This is a genomic window from Burkholderia sp. Bp9143 (assembly GCF_003853645.1).
Taxonomy (GTDB): Bacteria; Pseudomonadota; Gammaproteobacteria; order Burkholderiales; family Burkholderiaceae; genus Burkholderia.
In genome coordinates, this window is sequence record NZ_QTPO01000163.1 from 1 (window position 1) to 573 (window position 573).

Consider the following 573-nt stretch of genomic DNA (forward strand, 5'->3'; position numbering starts at 1 on the left):
GCTGATCGAGGCCGGAGACGGCGACATTCCTGCAATCCTGCGGCACTACGGGATCGACATCGACAAGGTCTGGGATGGGCTGATTGCCGCGATCGCACATGTGCCGCGCAACCTCCGAGGCAAACCCGCACTCTCGCCCCAATTGGCGACCGTGATGCAGGACGCATGGGCTCGCACCGCCTCGGATACCGAAGACGCGACCGTCCGATCGGGCAACCTGTTACAGGCGATTGTTGACGCGCCGCACGTGTTGCGCGCACAGAATGCGTGGCCCCTGCTGTCGATTAGTAGCGCGCAGATCGAGCGGCTTCTGCCGCGTCTCGCCCATCGTTCGTGCGAAAACGCGCCTGAAGAACCGGATGCCGAAGTTATCGAGTCCGCCAGCGCCGCGCAAAGCGAGGCGCCCGCAGCCACGCCGGCGGCACCGGAAACGCGAGTAGCTCAGCACAAGACCGACGCCGACGCGCTCGCCCGCTTCGCGATCGACCTGACCGACAAGGCTCGCAACGGCCAGATCGACCCGGTGTTCGGCCGCGATCGCGAGATCCAGCAAATGGTCGACGTGCTCGCACG

1 pseudogene is annotated in these 573 nt (G+C 65.4%); it reads left to right on the plus strand.

Features of this window, described 5'->3' with window-relative positions:
- Window position 1: 1 nt before the first annotated feature.
- Window positions 2-573 (plus strand): annotated as a pseudogene (locus tag DIE23_RS39140) (type VI secretion system ATPase TssH); the annotation flags it as partial.